The sequence below is a fragment of the Flavobacterium sp. HTF genome, from assembly GCF_003105115.1.
GTDB lineage: Bacteria > Bacteroidota > Bacteroidia > Flavobacteriales > Flavobacteriaceae > Flavobacterium.
The window spans coordinates 1-20,497 of record NZ_QETH01000049.1; the positions used below are offsets into that span (position 1 = coordinate 1).

18 protein-coding genes are annotated in these 20,497 nt (G+C 34.2%); 11 read left to right on the forward strand and 7 right to left on the reverse strand.

Annotation, left to right across the window (positions count from 1 at the left end; all coding sequences use genetic code 11):
• On the forward strand, nucleotides 1-358 hold a 358-nt coding region (locus DCO46_RS14450), incomplete at its 5' end, for a T9SS type A sorting domain-containing protein (protein ID WP_116753223.1).
• A 71-nt stretch (nucleotides 359-429) separates the two neighbouring features.
• Here DCO46_RS14450 and DCO46_RS14455 read toward each other — a convergent pair.
• The 3 genes from DCO46_RS14455 to DCO46_RS14465 all read right to left on the reverse strand — a co-directional run bounded on the left by DCO46_RS14455 (nucleotide 430) and on the right by DCO46_RS14465 (nucleotide 2,656).
• Nucleotides 430-1,236, reverse strand: coding sequence for a hypothetical protein (locus tag DCO46_RS14455; RefSeq protein ID WP_116753224.1), 807 nt, complete (start codon nucleotides 1,234-1,236; stop codon nucleotides 430-432).
• A gap of 58 nt (nucleotides 1,237-1,294) precedes the next feature.
• A complete protein-coding gene (locus tag DCO46_RS14460; RefSeq protein ID WP_116753225.1) occupies nucleotides 1,295-2,125 on the reverse strand; it encodes a hypothetical protein in 831 nt (276 codons plus the stop codon).
• A 117-nt stretch (nucleotides 2,126-2,242) separates the two neighbouring features.
• Nucleotides 2,243-2,656, reverse strand: coding sequence for a helix-turn-helix domain-containing protein (locus DCO46_RS14465; RefSeq protein WP_116753226.1), 414 nt, complete (start codon nucleotides 2,654-2,656; stop codon nucleotides 2,243-2,245).
• Nucleotides 2,657-2,847: 191 nt separating this feature from the next.
• Between DCO46_RS14465 and DCO46_RS14470 the strand changes: the two genes are divergently transcribed.
• The 4 genes from DCO46_RS14470 (at nucleotide 2,848) to DCO46_RS23435 (ending at nucleotide 6,005) form a co-directional block, all read left to right on the forward strand.
• Nucleotides 2,848-3,159 carry a hypothetical protein gene (locus DCO46_RS14470; RefSeq protein WP_116753227.1) on the forward strand — a complete coding sequence of 104 codons (312 nt, stop codon included), beginning with the start codon at nucleotides 2,848-2,850 and terminating at the stop codon, nucleotides 3,157-3,159.
• Between the two features lie 1,206 nt (nucleotides 3,160-4,365).
• Nucleotides 4,366-4,527, forward strand: a complete 162-nt coding sequence (locus tag DCO46_RS22700) for a hypothetical protein (protein WP_157957636.1) — start codon at nucleotides 4,366-4,368, stop codon at nucleotides 4,525-4,527.
• Nucleotides 4,528-4,579: 52 nt separating this feature from the next.
• Nucleotides 4,580-5,599 (forward strand): hypothetical protein, encoded by a 1,020-nt coding sequence (locus DCO46_RS14475; protein WP_124019569.1) that lies wholly within the window; start codon nucleotides 4,580-4,582, stop codon nucleotides 5,597-5,599.
• Nucleotides 5,589-6,005 (forward strand): MauE/DoxX family redox-associated membrane protein, encoded by a 417-nt coding sequence (locus DCO46_RS23435; protein WP_116753229.1) that lies wholly within the window; start codon nucleotides 5,589-5,591, stop codon nucleotides 6,003-6,005. The genes DCO46_RS14475 and DCO46_RS23435 overlap by 11 nt, the downstream gene beginning before the upstream one ends.
• Nucleotides 6,006-6,091: 86 nt before the next feature.
• On the opposite strand, the gene DCO46_RS14485 is transcribed toward DCO46_RS23435, so the two are convergent.
• Nucleotides 6,092-9,532 (reverse strand): methylmalonyl-CoA mutase family protein, encoded by a 3,441-nt coding sequence (locus DCO46_RS14485; protein ID WP_116753230.1) that lies wholly within the window; start codon nucleotides 9,530-9,532, stop codon nucleotides 6,092-6,094.
• Nucleotides 9,533-9,861: 329 nt separating this feature from the next.
• Between DCO46_RS14485 and DCO46_RS14490 the strand changes: the two genes are divergently transcribed.
• The 4 genes from DCO46_RS14490 to purU all read left to right on the forward strand — a co-directional run bounded on the left by DCO46_RS14490 (nucleotide 9,862) and on the right by purU (nucleotide 13,975).
• On the forward strand, nucleotides 9,862-11,421 hold the full coding sequence (locus DCO46_RS14490) for a L,D-transpeptidase family protein (protein WP_116753254.1): 1,560 nt from the start codon (nucleotides 9,862-9,864) through the stop codon (nucleotides 11,419-11,421).
• A 179-nt stretch (nucleotides 11,422-11,600) separates the two neighbouring features.
• Nucleotides 11,601-12,020, forward strand: coding sequence for a cytochrome c oxidase assembly factor Coa1 family protein (locus tag DCO46_RS14495; RefSeq protein ID WP_116753231.1), 420 nt, complete (start codon nucleotides 11,601-11,603; stop codon nucleotides 12,018-12,020).
• A 279-nt stretch (nucleotides 12,021-12,299) separates the two neighbouring features.
• Nucleotides 12,300-13,019 (forward strand): DUF4197 domain-containing protein, encoded by a 720-nt coding sequence (locus tag DCO46_RS14500; RefSeq protein ID WP_116753232.1) that lies wholly within the window; start codon nucleotides 12,300-12,302, stop codon nucleotides 13,017-13,019.
• A 101-nt stretch (nucleotides 13,020-13,120) separates the two neighbouring features.
• Complete coding sequence (gene purU / locus DCO46_RS14505) at nucleotides 13,121-13,975, forward strand: formyltetrahydrofolate deformylase (RefSeq protein WP_116753233.1); 855 nt, start codon at nucleotides 13,121-13,123, stop codon at nucleotides 13,973-13,975.
• 213 nt (nucleotides 13,976-14,188) lie between these two features.
• Here purU and DCO46_RS14510 read toward each other — a convergent pair whose 3' ends face one another.
• Nucleotides 14,189-15,667, reverse strand: a complete 1,479-nt coding sequence (locus DCO46_RS14510; protein ID WP_116753234.1) for a catalase — start codon at nucleotides 15,665-15,667, stop codon at nucleotides 14,189-14,191.
• Between the two features lie 1,002 nt (nucleotides 15,668-16,669).
• On the opposite strand from DCO46_RS14510, the gene DCO46_RS14520 reads away from it, so the two are divergent.
• Nucleotides 16,670-17,680: an aldo/keto reductase gene (locus DCO46_RS14520; protein WP_116753236.1), complete on the forward strand. Its 1,011-nt coding sequence runs from the start codon at nucleotides 16,670-16,672 to the stop codon at nucleotides 17,678-17,680.
• 68 nt (nucleotides 17,681-17,748) lie between these two features.
• A complete protein-coding gene (locus tag DCO46_RS14525; protein WP_116753237.1) occupies nucleotides 17,749-18,669 on the forward strand; it encodes a helix-turn-helix domain-containing protein in 921 nt (306 codons plus the stop codon).
• Here the strand turns inward: DCO46_RS14525 and DCO46_RS14530 are convergent.
• Nucleotides 18,666-19,466 (reverse strand): ABC transporter substrate-binding protein, encoded by an 801-nt coding sequence (locus DCO46_RS14530; protein WP_116753238.1) that lies wholly within the window; start codon nucleotides 19,464-19,466, stop codon nucleotides 18,666-18,668. The two genes, DCO46_RS14525 and DCO46_RS14530, sit on opposite strands and share 4 nt — an antisense overlap.
• A gap of 185 nt (nucleotides 19,467-19,651) precedes the next feature.
• Nucleotides 19,652-20,479, reverse strand: coding sequence for an orotidine-5'-phosphate decarboxylase (gene pyrF, locus DCO46_RS14535; protein WP_116753239.1), 828 nt, complete (start codon nucleotides 20,477-20,479; stop codon nucleotides 19,652-19,654).
• Between the last annotated feature and the right edge of the window lie 18 nt (nucleotides 20,480-20,497).

Consider the following 20,497-nt stretch of genomic DNA (forward strand, 5'->3'; position numbering starts at 1 on the left):
TGTTGCCGTATTTTTAACAACTATTTTTACTTATGCAATAGACGGAAAAGGGGATTATATCTTGTATATAAAAACCGGAAATGGAAAAGTAGTTAGCTTTACTTTAAACACCGTTGAAAAAGCAAATTTTTCAATCTTTGACGAAAACAATAACTTGTTGTACACAGGAGAATCTGCTGCAGACAGTTTAGAGATTTCAAAAACTTTAAGTTTAGAGGCTTATCCAGCCGGAACTTATTTTTTATCATTGAATGAAAATGGTAAAGTAGTAAAACACAAAATTACGGTTTCAGCTAAAAAAGTAAAAACAGTTGTGTTAGATGAATCAGTTAACGAAAGTCCTGCATTTCGTCGTTAATCGTTTTTTGCCTCAAAATTAAGCATCAGCAGCGGCTGATGCTTTTTTTTTGCTTTATTTCAATTTTAAATTTAGTTTTTAAAAAGCCGCTCAATTTCATTTTGGATCTCGAAGATATCCATAATGGCATATAAACCAACCGGTTCCTGCAAATGAGAATTTGACGGTACCGTTTCTACATCCGAACTTATCAATTTGATCTGATTGGCCAAATCCGGCAAAAATTTGATTCCGGAAACGGCGTATTTAGAGATTCGCTCAATTCCATCATTATACAATTGTCCTTTTGCCTGCAGTTTTTTTAATTCCTCAATTTCAGGGACTTTATCAAATTTTTTATCATAAAACTCTATAATCGGACTTTCGTTGGGGCGTGAATGTTTGTGTATATAAGCGCAATAAAAATGACTGCCCAACTGAATCGCAATTACATCTTTTGGCCTGTAAAAAGTAATATTGTCCGGCAATGACGGCTTACGCTTAAGCGGAGCCGGCGCCGAACTGATTATCTTTTTTATCTGATCTGATTTTCTGAAAAAGTCGTCGCTCAGAACCACATCGCGATTTAAAGCATCGATTGAATCGATTGCTTTTTCGACAATTTCAGGATCTGTAAGTCCGTATTTGTGCAGAATTACCGCCAGGGCCACGATTGTGGTACGTTTGTAATTCTTTGTAACTTCTGTTTCATCAGCATTCAGGACACAATTCCAGCGCAATAAGATTTTTGGCAGAATATAACCCGAAAGGTTTTCAGCAATCGTTTTATCGTGTTTTGCATAAGCCATCGCTTTTGCCGTAAGCCTTGCAAAATCTTCATCAATGTTCTGAACCAATGCTTTTGCCGCTAATTTGTCTACTATTTGTTGATGGGTCATAAATCTTATTTTTGAAAATTAAAAAGACAGCTTTTTGGGCTGTCTTTTATTTAGTATTTTAATTTTTACCTAAAATTATTTGACCATTTGCATCATAAACAAATTCCCATTTCAACATTTGCGTATTCATATCATCATAATAATACTTTGTTTCCGTATATTTTCTGAAATTATTTTTAGAGAGCGAACGATAAAAATATTCTTCTAAAAATCGTAGCCTTTTAAAAGGATTTGGTGAATTATCATAGTCTTCAAAAGTTCTTACAATTCTTTCGCCTTCATTTATACCATTGTGCTGTTCGAAATATTCTGTTTTGACTAAATTACTATTAGCGTCATAATAAAATTTTTCAGAATATGTTATTACGTAGTCAGTAGGATCATTAAGATCATATGGCATATTAGGAAAACTTGTCAGTATTTCGATTAATTTTCCTTTTGAATATTTGAATACAAGTTTTTTAGAATGAACATTATTGTAAACATTTGGCACTTCTTTTTGCAGAATTTGATTGGAGCTGTTTAAACTATAATAAACAGAGCTTTTTGGAATAGTAAAATCTACTAACGTTGTAAAATTTTCCACCGTTACATTATTGTTTGTATAAGTCAGTAAAGTATATACTTCATTAATAAATCTTTTACTATAACCAGTTGAATGAGAGATGTCAATATAGCCACCATTCTTTTTTATAAGTTTTTTTTCGTTGTCATATTCAAAATCAAAACTTATTTCAGATGGATTAATTGCACTATTACTCTGATTTGTAACATCTAAATTTATTTTTTTTAATACAGGTTCATTGTCATTATTTTCTGTATTATCTTCATTATTGCTACAAGAAATAAGTAAAAGGCTTATAAATAAAATCTTAAATAAATGTTTCATTCTTTGTATGTTTTTTTATTAAAATTGATTGTAAATATAGTTATGTTAATTCTTATTAACCAAAAAAGACAACTCCAAAAAGCTGTCTTTTTTGTTTGTAAATAACTTTTAGGAATATTATTTTCCTTTAAGTAATTTTTCTAAATATTCGATTTTGTCTTTTTCGGACTGAAGCAAACGTTCGTAAAGTTTTTTATTTTCTTCGAAAGATTCTACTAATTTATCTAATGGATTGAAAGTGCAATGATTATTATTTCCAAAATGACTATTATTTACAGCTTCATTAAAACTATTGAAATAATTAATTGCAGATTCATCTGAAAAATTCTTAATCGCTTCAACCGTCACACCAAGAGCTTTTGCTATTTCAGAAAGCCTATCTTCTTCTATCGTTTCGCTGTTTTCAATAGTAGATATTGTTTGCTGACTTATTCCCAAAGCCTGTGCTAAAGCTTCCTGTTTCATATCACGAAGTTCACGAATACGGCTTATTTTTCGCCCTATATGATTTGGTTTTGTTAGTGTGCTCATAATTCAAAGATAATAATTAAGTGTGAAAACTTCCACGGGTAACAAACTTATTTAGCCAAGTACGATACCAGCAGAATCGGTTTGGTAAAATACAATGTATTTCTTCCTTCGCCTAATCAAACAAAAGTACAATTTTTCTTATAATAAATTCATAAAAGTCAAATTGTAAACCATTTAAAAATATACGCCTTATGGAAACGAATGAAACACAAACTTTAGAAAAACTAAAAAAATTAAGCGCTCAGTATTTTACATCGCTACAACCAACCAACGAAGCCAATTCTTATACCGCACAATTTAAAGTTGTCAATTATTTAGAACTCGGCTGTCTCATTACCGATTTATTAAAATTATGCATTCTGGCGCTTGATAACGACATGCATAATTTTTCTAAAAAAGATAAAAGTGCAACTATTAATGTGAGTCTGATTTTGGAAACGATTCTACATTTGTTTCCTATGGATGAAATGGAGTTTTTGGGTTATGTTGGGGAGATTATGTAGGAATGACTTTCTTTTTGCTATCCCAAAACGATATAAACATAGCCCGTGGTTTCAACCACGGGAACGTAATATTGTCTTGCTCATATTGTGTACCCGTGGTTGAAACCACGGGCTATATTGATAATAGGATTTTTGTTGTTTTGATGGCGCGAGCGAGTTGTGGACAAATTAAAATTCATCCTTATTATTCCTGTGGATGGATTAAAAATCTATTTTTCCCATGGACGGATTAAAATCCATCCTTATTATTCTTGTGGACGGATTAAAATCCATCCCTACAATATGTTTCGTTCCTCCGGAACTCTTTGTCGAACTCTAAAAATAACACAATGTTGTCATTTCGACGAAAGGAGAAATCGCACTGGTATTTCTACAAAGATTGGTGATTTCCATTGTCGAGCTTCGAGTGTGATTTCTCTCCCGAAGTCTCGAGATCGAAATGACAAAATAATACGATTTTCTTTTTTGCTATTTGAAAATGGTATAAACATAGCCCGTGGTTTCAACCACGGGAACGTAATATTGCCTTCTTCATATTGTGTACCCGTGGTTGAAACCAGGGGCTATGTTTGACAATAGAATTTTTGTTTTTTGCTGGCGCGAGCGTCTCGCTCGTGCATTCCTTTGTGTTACGAGCGAGACGCTCGCGCTAGCGGGGGGCATTTACTGTGTAAAAATCCATCGCCTTTTTATGAACAGGATGGGTTTTGTTTTTCACCTCTTCATATTCTTTTATCAAAAAGCGATACTTATCTAAATAGTTTCTTTTTAATGTCGAATCATGACTGTTATTTCTCATCGCAACAAAATTTATTAAAGTTAAATTTTGTTACCGAATTATCTAACCTTTACAGAAATGACAAACTTTATAGATTGTTTCGTTAGCACGAGGAGACTTTCTCGTTAGCGAGGAGATGATTTCATAAAAAAAAATAAGTTAAAACCTACGTAAAATAGTATTTTCATTTATATTTATTCAGAATTTAACTATATTTGATGAAAATTAAAAAAATATCCTAAATATAAAATGAATTTACTTGCTATAGATAGCTGTATATTTTTTATGTTGAGATTATTTCTAGTCTAAAAGACCTAGGCTATAAAATGGCGAAAATTGATAAACCTTTATAAGACTTTACAGGCTGGAATTAACTAAAAAAATCCTTACAGCCTTAAGCACATCTTGTGTAGAGGAGCATTTACATTATGAAAAAAATTGTTTTATTTGCGATTATTGCTATTATGGCCGTATCCGCAGCTGGTTATGCACAAATTATTCTTATGGGAAGTGATAAGCGTGATGATTGCGGAGGTTGTGGAGGCGGGGACAGAGTTTGCTGTTCCAGTACAAATCTAAATTTCGGTTAAAAAGTTTTTAAAGGCTGTTTCATCAACAGCCTTTTTATTTAAAAATAAATTTATGAAATCAAAAATATTAAAAATTTCAATAATTCTAGGTCTTTCCATTCTTTTCATTTTTATTTTTTATCTTCTAAATAAGGATGAAAGCAAATTATCGCTAAATCAAAATAGAGTTTTTAAAGATACTCTAAAATTGGAGAAATCAATTTCATTAGATAAAAAGTTAAGTTTAATGAAATTTAAAAACAATCATCTGTATTTTTTAAGCTGGACTGATAACAATCAAGGCAAATTATTTTCACTGGATTTGGTCGATAATAATTTTGATCCCGAAATAGATCTGACTGATAATTTGGAAAGTTTTATTATTAATAATTATTTTATTGAAAATGGAAAAATTTCATATATAATTAAAGCAGATAAATCCTTAAGAAGTTACGATTTACAATCTAAATTAAAAAGTGCTGCTTTTTACAAGAAAAATTTTGCACGCGTATCTAAGAGAAATTCTAAAATGCTCGTGTCAGGATGGGATAATAATTATAAAATATTTTTTGAAAAGTATGACCTTCAGACAAAAGAAGTAGTGAAACTCGATATCGATGATGATTATCTTTCTGAATACAATAATACAGGAATTGCCTTAGATGGTGTTTATTATGATAATGAAAGAAATTCAGTTATGTTGCCTTACTCAATAAATAGAGCATATGTCTTTGACAATAAATATAATTATAGAGGTAAGGTTGATTTAATTTTTAATAAAATCGCTTTTAACTTCAGATACTCGCAGGATAAAAAAGAGTTGATGGTAGATCCAAATAATCTGAATCCTAATCTTAGCGGCTACTTGAGTCAAAATGATATTTTTTATGTTTTAACAGATCAGTCTACCAAATGGAATAACATGAATCAATGCTATATTGACAGCTATGAAGTCAACAAAAATGAGTACCTAAGCAGTTTTAAAATTGATGACTACAACAACTCTAAACCTAGATCAATTGTAATTAATGGAGATAAGGTATATGTACTTTTTGAAGAAAATCTTAATATATATAGTATACATGAAAAATAAAATACTTCAAATTTTAAGATTATTTCTTATAGTTCTTTTTGGCTACACGGCATTCCATAAATTAATTGATTTACATCTGTTCAGACAGACTTTAATGAAATCTACCTTGATAGAAGAATATCAAATCGATTTTTTGCTCTATTTCGTTCCAGCAATAGAAATTTTCACTATCCTTCTGTTGATTTCTAAAAAATATATACATGGCTTGTATATATCATTATTGTTGATGACTACATTTACTATTTATCTGATAGTTTTAAATAACTTCTCTTTTTATAAAGGTTGTTCATGTGGAGGTATTTTTAATGACATGACCTATTTCGAGCATATAATTATCAATATTACATTTATTATTATTAACTTAGTTTCGATTATATCACATAGTGATAACAAAAGTAAACATTAATAAATACAATAGTATAGAATACTGTGATGTAAAAAAACCTCTCAAAAATCTTGAGAGGTTTTCCTTAAATCTATTAAAATCAAAAATTACATATTCCTTCTATACTGCCCGCCCACTTCAAACAACGCTGAAGTAATCTGGCCTAAAGAACAAACCTTTGTAGCTTCCATTAAATGGTCGAATAAATTTTCGTTTTTAATGGCTGCTTCCTGTAGTTTATTTAAATGCTCGTTTACTTTTGCTTCGTGAAACTGATGCAGGTTATCCAGCATCGTAATCTGATATTGTTTTTCTTCTTCGGTGGCGCGAATTACTTCTGCCGGAATTACCGTTGGCGAACCTTTTGAACTCAGGAATGTATTGACACCCACAATTGGGAAATCGCCATTGTGTTTTAGGGTTTCGTAATACAAACTTTCTTCCTGAATTTTAGAACGTTGGTACATGGTTTCCATTGCGCCAAGAACTCCTCCTCTTTCTGTAATTCTGTCGAATTCCTGTAACACCGCAGCTTCAACCAAATCGGTTAATTCTTCGATGATAAACGATCCCTGAATTGGGTTTTCGTTTTTCGCCAAACCTAATTCTTTATTGATAATCAACTGAATCGCCATTGCTCTACGAACAGATTCTTCTGTTGGTGTTGTAATCGCTTCATCGTAAGCGTTGGTATGCAATGAATTACAGTTATCGTAAATGGCATACAAAGCCTGTAAAGTCGTTCTGATATCATTAAAATCAATTTCCTGCGCGTGCAACGAACGTCCGGAGGTCTGAATATGGTATTTCAGCATTTGAGCTCTTTCGTTGGCTCCGTATTTGTTTTTCATGGCTTTTGCCCAGATTTTACGCGCCACACGACCTATTACTGAATATTCCGGATCAACTCCGTTCGAAAAGAAGAAAGATAAATTCGGTCCAAAATCGTTGATGCTCATGCCACGGCTCAAATAATATTCCACATAAGTGAAACCATTCGAAAGCGTAAAAGCCAATTGCGTAATCGGGTTTGCTCCCGCCTCGGCAATATGATACCCGGAAATGGAAACGGAGTAGAAATTACGAACGTTTTTGGTAATAAAATATTCCTGAACATCACCCATTAATCGCAAAGCAAATTCGGTAGAGAAAATACAAGTGTTTTGTGCCTGATCTTCTTTTAAAATATCCGCCTGAACCGTTCCACGAACCTGAGAAAGTGTTCTGACTTTTATTTCATTATAAACCTCCAAAGGCAAAACCTGATCTCCGGTAACGCCCAAAAGCATCAATCCTAAACCGTTGTTTCCTGCGGGTAAATCGCCTTGATAATGCGGACGCTCTGTTCCTTTTTCTTTATATATTTTGTTGATTTTGGCTTCAACTTCTTTTTCTAAATCGTTCTCCTTAATATAGTACTCACATTGCTGGTCGATTGCGGCATTCATAAAGAAACCTAAAAGCATTGGCGCAGGCCCGTTAATGGTCATACTTACCGAAGTCAGCGCATGAACCAGATCAAAACCTGAATACAATTTCTTGGCATCATCCAAACAGCAGATCGAAACTCCGGCATTACCGATTTTTCCGTAAATATCAGGACGAATATCCGGATCGTTTCCGTATAAAGTAACACTGTCAAAAGCAGTCGAAAGACGTTTTGCCGGCATTCCCGCGCTCACATAGTGAAAACGTTTATTGGTTCTTTCCGGTCCCCCCTCTCCCGCAAACATTCTTGACGGATCTTCGCCTTCACGCTTAAACGGATATAATCCCGAAGCAAAAGGAAATTCTCCCGGAACATTTTCCTGTAGATTCCAACGCAGGATATCTCCCCAGGCTTCATATTTAGGCAAAGCAATTTTCGGGATTTGTAAATGTGATAAACTTTCAGAATGTGTTGCAATCTTGATTTCTTTATCACGAACCTTAAAGCTGTAAACCGGATTTTTGTATTTGTTTACTTTCTCGTCCCAATTCAGGATAATTTCCCAATTGTACGGATCTAAGTCCATTTTTACTTTATCAAACTGATTTAGCAATAGGTTTAAAAAGATTCTGTTTTCGTCAAGTCCTTCGACTCCGCTCAGGATGACACTATCGTCATCAATTCCGGCTTTATTTATTTGAGGAACTTTTCCTGAAACCGATTCTATGGTTTTGAAAATTCCGTATAATTTCTGTGCTACTTTTTGTTGTGAAAGCGCGCTTTCGTCATAAGCTCTGTTGTTTTCTGCAATTTCAGATAAGTAACGTGTTCTGTGCGGTGGAATAACGAAGATTTTCTCGCTCATTTCTTTTGTGATTTCAAAAGTCGATTTCAGATCAGAATCGGTTTTTTCTACCACTTTATCCATGATTGCTTTATAAAGCGTATTCATTCCCGGATCGTTGAACTGCGAAGCGATTGTTCCGAAAACCGGCATATCGTCCGGATTTTTATCCCAAAGATTATGATTGCGCTGGTATTGTTTTTTTACATCGCGAATAGCGTCTAATGCACCACGTTTATCAAATTTATTCAACGCCACTAAATCGGCAAAATCAAGCATGTCGATTTTTTCCAATTGTGTTGCAGCTCCAAACTCAGGTGTCATTACATATAAGGATACATCAGAGTGATCCATAATCTCGGTATCAGACTGCCCGATTCCGGAAGTTTCCAGGATAATCAAATCATATTTTGCTGCTTTTAGAACCTGAATGGCTTCGGCAACGTATTTAGACAAAGCCAAATTCGACTGACGAGTTGCCAGCGAACGCATATACACACGAGGGTTATTAATCGCATTCATACGGATTCTGTCTCCCAGAAGCGCACCTCCGGTTTTTCTTTTCGAAGGATCGACAGAAATTAATCCGATTGTTTTTTCAGGGAAATCAATTAAAAATCGGCGAACCAATTCGTCAACCAAAGAAGATTTTCCTGCTCCTCCTGTTCCGGTGATTCCCAAAACCGGAATTTTAGAATCGGTATTATTTTGATGAATCTGATCAAAAACGGGTTTTGCAATTTCAGGGAAATTTTCTGCTGCCGAAATCAAACGTGCGATTGCGGTTGGTGTTTTGTTTTCGATATGATCTGCTTCTCCGTTTAATTTATCTCCAATCGGAAAATCTGAACGTTCTACCAAATCATTGATCATTCCCTGTAAACCCAAAGAGCGACCATCGTCCGGAGAATAAATTCTTGTAATTCCATATTCATGTAATTCTGAAATTTCGCTCGGAAGTATTACACCGCCGCCTCCGCCAAAAATCTTTATATGTCCCGCCCCTTTTTCATGCAGCAGGTCATACATATATTTAAAGTATTCATTGTGTCCTCCCTGGTAGGATGTCATCGCAATTGCATTTGCATCTTCCTGAATGGCTGTATTCACCACTTCTTCCACACTTCTGTCATGCCCAAGGTGGATTACCTCAACACCCGTAGACTGTATGATTCGGCGCATTATATTAATAGCGGCATCATGTCCGTCAAAAAGTGATGCAGCTGTGACAATTCTTACTTTATTTTTAGGATTATATGGTTTTTGTTGTTCCATTTTATGAATATGATAATTTTAAGGGAGCAATTTACAAAATATTCTAATATTTGATTCTCCTTCACGTTTTTTATTAGAAAAAAAATATTTTTTTCCTGTCTGCGAGGTAACAATTTACGTTTTTATATGATTTATCTTATAGAAGCCTTATAGAAATGTTAATAACATGGCAATCTTGAAAAATTTAAAAGAAATACAACAACTTGTTTTCCAGTTCACTAAAGTAATTTAGCAATGTAGAAAATGATCTAAATGCTGTAGAAATGCCCCAAGTTTTTACCACCACTTTCAACCTAAGAAAAAAACGTAAAAATTTAAAAATTAAAAAAATGAAAACATTTTATCCAATCGCCATAATCTTACTAACAGGTTTTTTAACCTCTTCATTTGATTCAAAAAAAAATGATTTCACCAAAAATCATAACTCGTACGACTTCTATTTTGATTTTGTAAACGGGACTGATCCTGTTGCAGATTCGGAGGTTGTCAATGACTTTTTCAGAAGATATTCTGATTTGAAAAAGTATAAATCTGATGTCATGTCATTATACAAAAACAGATCTCTTGGAACCATCTGGTATGATGAGGGAGAAATTAATGAATTTGCCGGTATCTTATATGAGAAAGCAAAAAAAACAGATTTGGTTATTCCTTATAAAAGTGATATAGATCAGATTTTTGATTCCTCAGCTACTCTTTCTAAAACAGATGCTGACATGCTTCTAAGTTCTTTATATGTGCTTTATGCCAAAAAAAGTAACCCGGAATCAAACAAAAAACTGGCTTATGATGTAATGCTGGCCGATTTTATGAATTATACTACTATTGAAGAATCTTCAGCAAAAGTTGCAGATGACGGAATGCTTTTTGAACAATACTACAAGCTTCAGGATGTTTTGAACGACTATAAAAAATTAGAAAAATCTAAACAATGGAAACCAATCGTTGCAGAAGTTCCGTATAAAGATTTACGTCCGGATGCCGTTTCAAGCACTATTGCCCAGGTAAGAACCCGTTTGTATTTATTGGGAGATTTGCAACAAGATTCTAAAAGTGATTTTTATGACCGTGAATTAATGGATGCGGTAATGAAATATAAAGTTCGTAACGGATTCAAACCAAATTATATTCTTGCAGAAGAACATATTAAAGAAATGAATGTACCGCTTTCAGAAAAAGTAAAAACATTAATGCTTAATATGGAGAGATTCCGTTCTATCTCACCTGAACTGGTAAACAAAGACGAATATATTCTGGTAAACGTTCCTTCTTATGAAATGGTGTATGTTAAAAACGGAAAAGTAGAATTGAAATCAAATGTTTTTGTTGGTTCTCCGTTAACTAAAACTACTATTTTTAATTCTGAAATTGACAGAATCGTTTTCAGCCCTTACTGGACTGTACCGCAAAGTATTGTAGATAACGAATTGAAAATGAAAATAGCTGCTGATAAAAACTATCTGGCAGATCATAATATGGAAATGATAAACGGACAGGTAAGACAAAAACCAGGGCCACAAAACTCTCTGGGATTAGTAAAATTTATGTTCCCGAATCCGGATGACATTTACATGCACGATACACCTTCTAAAACTTTATTCGATTTTGAAAAAAGAACTTTTAGCCATGGTTGTATAAATCTAAAACTGGCCAAAGAACTGGCAACTGCGATGCTTAAGGATTATCCGGAATGGACTCCTGAAAAAATCGACAAAGCTATGGAAGGTAAAACCGAAACAAGTTTCAAATTGTCTAAAAAAGTGCCTATTTATATCTGTTATTTTACTTCTTTAGTAAATGAAAACGGTGAAGTTGGTTTCTTTCAGGATGTTTACGAAAAAGATCAGGATACCAGCGAATTACCTGCAAAGTCTGTTGCAAACAAATAATTAAGATATAAAAATTCAATATAATCGGGATTTCCATTTGTGAGATCCCGATTTTTTTTGAGTAAAAATTAAGCAGGAACAATTGTTTCATTTCTGAAGCAGGCAATTCAAAACAGATTGCATGATAATTTAAAACTTTATCCTACATTAGCTTTGATTTTTAATCTAAAACTAAATTTATGCAAGACGATGATTATCAGCCTAAAAAAAACTGGTGGGACAGAAACTGGAAATGGTTTGTTCCGACAGGATGTTTAAGCCTTATTGTACTTTTTTGCCTGTTTATCGGAGGCCTTTTTTATGGTGTTACTTCGATGATGACCAATTCTGATGCTTATAAAGAGGCTATGAATAAAGCGCAGCATAATGAGCTGGTGATCCAAAAATTAGGAAGCGGTATTGAGAATGACGGAATGGTATCCGGAAATATCAGTACAAGCGATAATACCGGGAACTGTAATTTAGAAATTCCGATAAAAGGCTCTAAAGGAACCGGTATTTTGTTTGTCGTCGCACATAAAAAAGTAAAATGGAATTTTGATGAATTGTCTGTATATGTAAATAGCACAGATGAGGAAATTAATTTACTGGAAAAATAAGCCTAATAATATTTCCGGTAAAATGTATTCGGACAGTAACATCAGAATGTACTGGCCTTAATTTCATAAAAAAACGAAGACCTCTAATCCAGCCTCGATAGAAGGGAAAATCCTTTTGTGCCAGTCCCAATCCGAAACTTCGGGACGGGAATCACAAAAGATTTGGAATGATAGCGGGACTATTGTTAATTATGAAACAAAATGTTTTTGCTCCTGAAATAAAATTGTGGCTTTATTTTTGAATAAGTAGTATTTTTGAAACTAATAAATCCCCAATAAATGAAAAAGATTATTATTCTTGCGTTTGCATTTTCACTTACATCTTGTGCCCAGGTACAACAAACATTGAGTCAGTTACCCCAAATATCATCGCAGATACCGGGCGTTGGCGGTGTTGATATCGCTTCGGGATTAAGAGAGGCTTTAAACAAAGGAATTACACAACAGGTAAGTAAACTGACAGCAGTAGATGGTTTTTATAAAAACGAAGCTGTAAAAATCCTTATGCCGGAAGAACTTCAGAAAGTAGATGCCACACTTAGAAAAGTGGGTCTTGGCTCGCTGGCCGATGAAGGAATCAAAGTACTGAACCGCGCCGCAGAAGATGCTGTAAAAGAAGCTACTCCGATATTTGTTACGGCTGTAAAAAATATGTCTTTTACAGATGCTAAAAACATCTTGCTGGGTAACGACAGCGCTGCTACGAGTTATTTACAAAACAGTACGACTACGGCTTTATACGGAAAATTTAATCCCGTGATTAAAAGTTCTTTTGAAAAAGTAGGTGCCGACGTTGTCTGGACAAAAATTATCAATAAATACAACACAATCCCGCTGGTTAAAAAGGTAAACCCTGATTTGACTGATTACACCACAAACAAAGCTCTTGTAGGTGTTTTTAAAATGATTGCTGTTGAAGAAAAAGAAATCCGTAACAATATCAGTGCAAGAACAACGCCTTTGCTAAAAAGCGTTTTTGCAATGCAGGACGGAAAGTAATTTTTAGGTTCAAAGGTGCAGAGATACAAAGGTGAAAAGAAACCTTTGTCGCTTTGACCCTTTGTAACTTTGCTGCTAACCAAAAATAAATAAACCAAAAAATGCAAAAAATTACCATTCTTATTCACTGCCGGGACCAAAAAGGAATAATTGCCGCAGTTACTACTTTTATTGCAAAAGTAGAAGGAAACATCACTTACATCGACCAGCATGTTGATGTGGAGCAAAATGTTTTTTTTATGCGTCTTGAATGTGAATTTACCAATCAGAATAGTAGTCTTGATCTTATTAAGGAAGAGTTCAACCAGACTCTTGCTGTTGATTTTGATATGTCATGGGATGTTTATAACCAGGATCAGAAACCAAAAATGGCATTGTTTGTCTCTAAATACGATCATTGTCTTTTTGATATACTGGGGCGTTACAGTGCTGATGAATTGAATGTTGAAATCCCGGTAATTATTAGCAATCATAACGATTTAAGATCTATTGCAGAACGATTTGATATTCCGTTTCACTGCGTGCCTTTTACAAAAGACAATAAGGAAGAAGGTGAAGCAAAACAAATTGAACTGCTGAAAAGATATCAGATCAATTTTATTGTTTTGGCGCGTTACATGCAGATTATCACACCAAAACTAATTTCGCTTTACGAAAACAAAATCATCAATATCCATCATTCGTTTTTACCTGCTTTTCCGGGTGCAAAACCGTATCATTCGGCTTTTAAACGCGGAGTAAAAATCATTGGGGCTACGAGTCATTATGTTACTGAGGAATTAGACGAAGGTCCGATTATCGAACAGGATATTGCAAGAGTTTCCCACATTCACTCTGTAGAAGATTTTATTATGAAAGGCCGCGATTTGGAACGAATTGTTCTGGCCCGCGCTATTAAACTTCATTCAGAACGTAAAACGATGGTTTATAGTAATAAGACGGTGGTTTTTTCTTAAAAAAAAGGGACTGAGGTTCTGAGGTGCTAAGGTACTGAGATGCTAAGGTGCTAAGATTTTGAAATTTTTTTAACTTTGAAGATAAATAACAAACCCGACAGGTTTAAAAACCTGTCGGGTTTTATTTTTTGATGACTTTGCACCTATGTACATTTGATCCTTTGTACCTAAACTCAGAATCTTAGTACCTCAGCATCTTAGTCCCTTCAAAAACTAAACTCTTGGATCAGCAAAACTATTTACCTGTTCCATTGTTAATCCCAGGGCATTTGCTACTCCTTCTCCGTATGCCGGATCTGCTTTGAAACAGTTTCTGATATGACGGATCTGAATAAACAATTGCGCCCCTCCTACCTGTGCAGCAGTGTTTTTGAATAATAATTGTTTTTTTTCTTCTGTAAGCAAACGGAACAATAATCCCGGCTGCGTAAAGTAATCATTATCATCTTCCCTGAAATTATATGCATACGCATCTCCGTGCAATGCTAATGGCGGTTCTTTAAATTCAGGTTGTTCCTGCCATTCTCCAAAACTATTTGGTTCATAATGTTTACGACTTCCATTATTTCCGTCCACACGCATTGCTCCGTCTCTGTGGAAAGTATTGTAAGGACATCTTGAAGCGTTTACCGGAATCTGGAAATTGTTTACTCCTAAACGGTAACGATGAGCATCTCCATAAGAGAATAAACGTCCCTGAAGCATTTTATCAGGAGAAAAACTGATTCCCGGAACAATATTCGCAGGATTAAAGGCTGCCTGTTCTACTTCAGCAAAATAGTTTTCAGGATTTTTGTTTAATTCAAATTCTCCGACAGGGATTAACGGGAAATCACCTTTTAACCAAACCTTAGTTAAATCAAAAGGATGAAAACGATAATTATTAGCTTGTTCTTCAGACATGATCTGAACAAACATTTTCCATTTCGGGAAATTTCCATCTTCAATGGCATTAAATAAATCTCTTTGATGGCTTTCTCTGTCACCTCCAACCAATAAGGCTGCTTCTTCATCAGATAAATTTTCGATTCCCTGTTGGGAAACTAAGTGAAATTTAACCCAGTGTCTTTCGTTTTTTGCATTTAAAAAGCTAAAAGTGTGGCTTCCAAAACCATGCATTTGTCTGTATGTTTTTGGAATTCCCCTGTCACTCATTACAATAGTTACCTGATGTAAAGCTTCAGGCAATAATGTCCAAAAATCCCAATTGTTATCAGCACTTCTCAAATTGGTTTTTGGATCACGTTTTACTGCGTGATTTAAATCAGGGAATTTCATAGGATCACGAAAAAAGAAAACCGGTGTGTTGTTTCCAACCAAATCCCAATTTCCTTCATTAGTGTAAAATTTCATGGCAAAACCACGAATATCTCTTTCGGCATCAGCAGCACCTCTTTCTCCGGCAACAGTCGAAAAACGCACAAACATATCCGTTTTTTTACCAATTTCCGAAAACAAATCGGCTCTCGTATATTGTGTAATATCATGAGTTACCGTAAAAGTTCCGTAAGCACCAGATCCTTTCGCATGCATTCGTCTTTCGGGAATGACTTCGCGGTCAAAATGGGCCATCTTTTCTAAAAACCAAAAATCCTGTAATAAAACCGGTCCGCGAGGGCCTGCAGTCTGAATGTTTTGATTGTCTGCAACAGGCGTACCTGTAGCAGTTGTTAATTTTTTGTCTGAATTCATGTTGCTGATATTTAATGTTTTATCAAATATACAAACAAAAAACATTGATATTAATAAACAAAATTGATTGTTATTATATTTTAATAACCAAAACCTATATATAGTTATAAAAACTGTAAAATGAAGGGTTTACAAATCTTAACTTATGTCCAACAAAGTAATAACAAAACCTTAACATCAATACGCCGATATATATCTGACCTTTGTAATGTAATAAACTGGTTATTTATTATTTTGGTTTTGGTTAGTTAAATGATGCCGGCGTCTACGAGATGCCGGCATTCTTTATTTATATTAATTTGGTTTGAGGTTTCAGGTTTTCTTTGTTTCATGTTGCCTTACTATGTAGTTAGTTTTACCGCAAAGAGCGCAATTTTTTAACAAACCAAGTTCAGTATAAAACGCAAAGTTCGCAAAGCTTTATGCAAAAAACTTGCAGACTTTTCGTAATTCTTCGTGTTCGTTGCGGTTAAAAAATACAATATTTGAACATTAACGTATTTCCAACAAAGTAATAACAAGATCTTAACATGATAAGATTGATATAAGTCTGATCTTTGTAATGTAATAAACTGGTTATTTATTATTTTGGTTTTGGTTAGTTAAATAAATGCCGGCGTCTTCGAGATGCCGGCATTTTTTTTTGTTTCAGGTTTCAAGTTTCAAGTTTCAGGTTTCAGGTTTCAGGTTTCAGGTTTCAGGTTTCAGGTTTCAGGTTTCAGGTTTCAGGTTTCAGGTTTCAGGTTTCAGGTTTCAGGTTTCAGGTTACTTCACTTTACGCATAACTAAACCGCAAAGAGCGCAAAGCTTTATGCAAAAAACTTTGCGAACTTTGCGTAAATCTTAGCGACTTTGCGGTAAAACTAACCGCAAAGCAAAACAACCTGAAACCTGAAACTTGAAACAAAACAACAATTCGGATACAATTACTAGAGATTTGGCTACTTCAAAAAAATAATAACTCCAGACCTTTGCTTTATCAATTTAATTTAAAACAAAATTATGAGTGCAATAAAAGAAATGAATTTGGGAACTCAGGGATTAATTGTTCCTAATATCGGTTTAGGTTGTATGGGAATGAGCCAGATTGCAGGAAACGATATTTATGGTAAAGCGGATGAAAGTGAATCTATAAAAACAATACACCGCTCACTTGAATTAGGAGGCAATTTTTTAGATACTGCAGATTTATATGGTCCACTGGCAAATGAAAGATTAATTTCAAAAGCTATAAAAGGAAATCGTAATGCTTACAAAATTGCGACAAAATTTGGTTTTGAGATTAATGACAATGAAGAACTCACCTGGCAGTTTAATGGCAAAAAAGAATATGTAAAAAAAGCAGTAGAACGCTCTCTTAAAAATCTTGGAACAGATTATATCGATTTATATTATTTACATCGTGTTGATCCGAATACTCCAATAGAAGAAACAGTTCAGGCAATGTCTGATTTGGTAAAAGAAGGAAAAGTGGGTTATATTGGTCTTTCTGAAGTTTCATCTGAAACAATAAGAAAAGCACACAGTATTCATCCTCTAACGGCAGTTCAGAGTGAATATTCTCTTTTTGAAAGAAGTATTGAAGAAGATGGAATTATAAAAACATTAGAGGAGCTTCAAATTGGTGTAGTTGCTTATTCTCCTTTAGGAAGAGGTTTCATTTCAGGAGAAATACAACATCCGGAAGACTTAGCCGAAAATGATTTCAGAAGATCAATTCCTCGTTTTCAGGGAGAACAATTTTATAAAAACATTGAACTTTTAAATGAAATAAAAATTATTGCTGACGAAAGAAAAATTACGGCATCGCAATTGGCATTGGCATGGATTGCATCTAAAGGCTTTTTAGCTATTCCTGGTACAAAGCGGGTAAAATATCTTGAGCAAAACATTGCGGCTACACAACTTATCCTGACCGCTAAAGAATTGGAAAGACTGGAAAGTATTATACCGGTAGGAACAATTACCGGAAATCGTTATGATGAATCCGGAATGAAATCTGTTAATCTATAAGAGGTCAGAAAAAAATCTACTGGAAACGTTATCTTTATGATAGCTTTTCCTGTATTTAAACTAAAATCATGAAGAAAGAAGATTATACTCCGCATACTATAAGTTCTATTTCAGAATTACATCAGTTGTTACAAATTTCAAAACCAGATCATCCTTTGGTGAGTTTTGTAAATCTGAGAGATATCAGTTGTCATTTTGATAACAATCTAAAGAGCGTTATTTACAACTTCTATACCATTTCGATCAAAAAAGGATTTAAGGGAAAAATGAGATACGGTCAAAACTACTATGATTTTGACGAAGGAGTCATGACCTTTATGGGGCCTAATCAGATTATTTCGACAGAAGTTCCAATGGATAGTTCTGTATATGGTTCAATGTTAGCGATTCATCCTGATTTCATACAGAGTTACCCTTTGGCAAAAAAAATTAAAGAGTACGGTTATTTTTCTTATGCTGTTAATGAAGCATTGCATCTTTCTGAAAAAGAGCAAAATATGATTACAGGAATTATGCAGAATATCGAACAGGAATATCTTTCTTCTATAGATGCTTTCAGTCAGGATGTTATGATTTCTCATATTGAACTGCTTCTTAATTATTGTAATCGCTTTTACAACCGACAATTTATTACCCGGAAAAATGCAAACAATACTCTTTTAACCAAACTGGAAACTCTTCTGTCTGAATATTTTGAAAGCGATAAAGCACAGAAATTAGGATTACCAACTGTAGCTTACATTTCAGAGCAATTAAATGTTACGCCAAATTATCTTAGTGATATGCTACGCTCACTAACCGGGCAAAGTACACAGCATCATATTCATAATAAAATTATTGAAAAAGCAAAAGAACTGCTTACCACCACTTCATTAAGCGTAAGTGAAACGGCTTATAAATTAGGTTTTGAATATCCGCAATCGTTTAACAAACTCTTTAAAAGCAAAACTAATGTTTCGCCTCTAGAATTCAGAAGTTCGTTTAATTAATTCTTCAATCTTTCGTGTAGTATTTTAAAATAAGTAAAAGCCTTTAAAAGCCGGCTTCCGTGCCATGAGAACATTTCGCCATCGACAAAAACAGTTTTGGCGTGGTGTGTAAAACGCCCGATTTCAAAAGCATCTTCTTCTTTAAAAGGATATGGTTCCGAAGAAAGCAAAACGATATCCGGATCACCTTCCAATCTCATTTTTTTGAGTTCGATTTCGGGATAACGCCCTTTGTCTTCGTAGATGTTTTTAAAATGATTTAGTTTTAATAATTCGTTTATATAAGTATCATTTCCCGCTACCATATAAGGGTTTTTCCAGATAAAATAGGCCGCTTTTTTAATTTCTGTATCCTGAATATATTTTTTGAAATCGCTTAAGGCAAAAGCCAGTTTGCCGTTCCATTTTTGGGCTTCGGTTCTGCAATTGAAAATTTGCCCAAAATCTGAAATCATCTGAAAGTTATCTTCGATCGTAATAATATTCGTTACCCAAACCGGACAGATTTCGCGTAATTGATTTACGATTTCTTCTGTGTTTTCTTCTTTATTACAAATGATAATATCCGGCTGTAATAATTTTATTTTTTCGAAGTGGATTTTCTTGGTGCCGCCAACCATTTTTTTGGTTGATTTTAGATGATACGGATGCACACAAAACTTGGTGATTCCGATAATTTTTTCCTCTAAACCCAAATCACACAATAATTCGGTTTGGGAAGGAACCAGCGAAATTATTCGTTTTGGAGCTGTTTCAAAAGAATGAACGTTTCCTATTTGATCGGTTAATTGTTTCATGTTTTTTTTGTTTCAGGTTTCAGGTTGAGCGGCGTGCATATTTAACCGCAAAGTTTATTTTTCATAGAAGTCTTTATAAAGGGCAAAGTTCGCAAAGCTTTATGTAAAAAAACTTTGTGAACTTTGCGTAAACCTTAGCGAATTTTGCGGTTAAATTATGTTCAAAGTAAAGCAAACCTGAAATTTTAAACCTGAAATTTTAAACCAATAATCTCTTCCATTTCCTGCTGTACTTTCAAAGCTTCTTCTCTTGCTTTTTCTGCAAAATCAGTTCCTTTTGAAGCGTAAATAATAGCTCTTGCAGAATTTACCAAAAGGCCGATTTTATCATTCATTCCGTATTTGCATACTTCAGATAAACTTCCGCCCTGAGCACCAATTCCGGGAACTAACAAGAAACTGTCCGGAACAATTTTTCTAATGTCTGCAAAGTATTCTGCTTTTGTAGCGCCGACAACGTACATTAAATTTTGGCTGTTTTTCCATGTCTTAGAAGTTTCTAAAACCTGTTTGTATAATTCTTTTCCGTTTGTATTTAAAGTCTGGAAATCGAATGCTCCTTCGTTTGACGTTAGTGCTAACATTATAGTATGTTTATTTTCAAACGCAAGAAAAGGTTCTACAGAATCTTTCCCCATATAAGGTGCAACCGTTACACTGTCAAATTTCAGGTCTTCAAAAAATGCTTTCGCATACATGCTCGAAGTATTTCCGATATCACCGCGTTTTGCATCGGCAATGGTAAAAATATCAGGATAATTTTCGTTGATATAGTTAATTGTTTTTTGCAGTGAAAGCCATCCTTTTAATCCATACGCTTCAAAAAAAGCAGTATTCGGTTTATATCCTACGGTTAAATCGTGAGTGGCATCAATTATCGCTTTGTTGAATTCAAAAATAGGGTCTTCGGTTTCTAATAAATGTGGTGGAATTTTGTCCAGATCCGGATCTAATCCGACACATAAAAATGATTTTTTCTGAAGAATTTGTTCGTGTAGTTGTTGTGTTGTCATTCTTGTTTGTTTAGTCTT

Excerpts from the sequence above, each read along its gene's own strand:
- DCO46_RS14455 (WP_116753224.1), bottom strand. The coding sequence starts at position 1,236 with ATGACCCATCAACAAATAGTAGACAAATTAGCGGCAAAAGCATTGGTT.
- DCO46_RS14460 (WP_116753225.1), bottom strand. The coding sequence starts at position 2,125 with ATGAAACATTTATTTAAGATTTTATTTATAAGCCTTTTACTTATTTCT.
- DCO46_RS14465 (WP_116753226.1), bottom strand. The coding sequence starts at position 2,656 with ATGAGCACACTAACAAAACCAAATCATATAGGGCGAAAAATAAGCCGT.
- DCO46_RS14470 (WP_116753227.1), top strand. The coding sequence starts at position 2,848 with ATGGAAACGAATGAAACACAAACTTTAGAAAAACTAAAAAAATTAAGC.
- DCO46_RS22700 (WP_157957636.1), top strand. The coding sequence starts at position 4,366 with ATGAAAAAAATTGTTTTATTTGCGATTATTGCTATTATGGCCGTATCC.
- DCO46_RS14475 (WP_124019569.1), top strand. The coding sequence starts at position 4,580 with ATGAAATCAAAAATATTAAAAATTTCAATAATTCTAGGTCTTTCCATT.
- DCO46_RS23435 (WP_116753229.1), top strand. The coding sequence starts at position 5,589 with ATGAAAAATAAAATACTTCAAATTTTAAGATTATTTCTTATAGTTCTT.
- DCO46_RS14485 (WP_116753230.1), bottom strand. The coding sequence starts at position 9,532 with ATGGAACAACAAAAACCATATAATCCTAAAAATAAAGTAAGAATTGTC.
- DCO46_RS14490 (WP_116753254.1), top strand. The coding sequence starts at position 9,862 with ATGAAAACATTTTATCCAATCGCCATAATCTTACTAACAGGTTTTTTA.
- DCO46_RS14495 (WP_116753231.1), top strand. The coding sequence starts at position 11,601 with ATGCAAGACGATGATTATCAGCCTAAAAAAAACTGGTGGGACAGAAAC.
- DCO46_RS14500 (WP_116753232.1), top strand. The coding sequence starts at position 12,300 with ATGAAAAAGATTATTATTCTTGCGTTTGCATTTTCACTTACATCTTGT.
- purU (WP_116753233.1), top strand. The coding sequence starts at position 13,121 with ATGCAAAAAATTACCATTCTTATTCACTGCCGGGACCAAAAAGGAATA.
- DCO46_RS14510 (WP_116753234.1), bottom strand. The coding sequence starts at position 15,667 with ATGAATTCAGACAAAAAATTAACAACTGCTACAGGTACGCCTGTTGCA.
- DCO46_RS14520 (WP_116753236.1), top strand. The coding sequence starts at position 16,670 with ATGAGTGCAATAAAAGAAATGAATTTGGGAACTCAGGGATTAATTGTT.
- DCO46_RS14525 (WP_116753237.1), top strand. The coding sequence starts at position 17,749 with ATGAAGAAAGAAGATTATACTCCGCATACTATAAGTTCTATTTCAGAA.
- DCO46_RS14530 (WP_116753238.1), bottom strand. The coding sequence starts at position 19,466 with ATGAAACAATTAACCGATCAAATAGGAAACGTTCATTCTTTTGAAACA.
- pyrF (WP_116753239.1), bottom strand. The coding sequence starts at position 20,479 with ATGACAACACAACAACTACACGAACAAATTCTTCAGAAAAAATCATTT.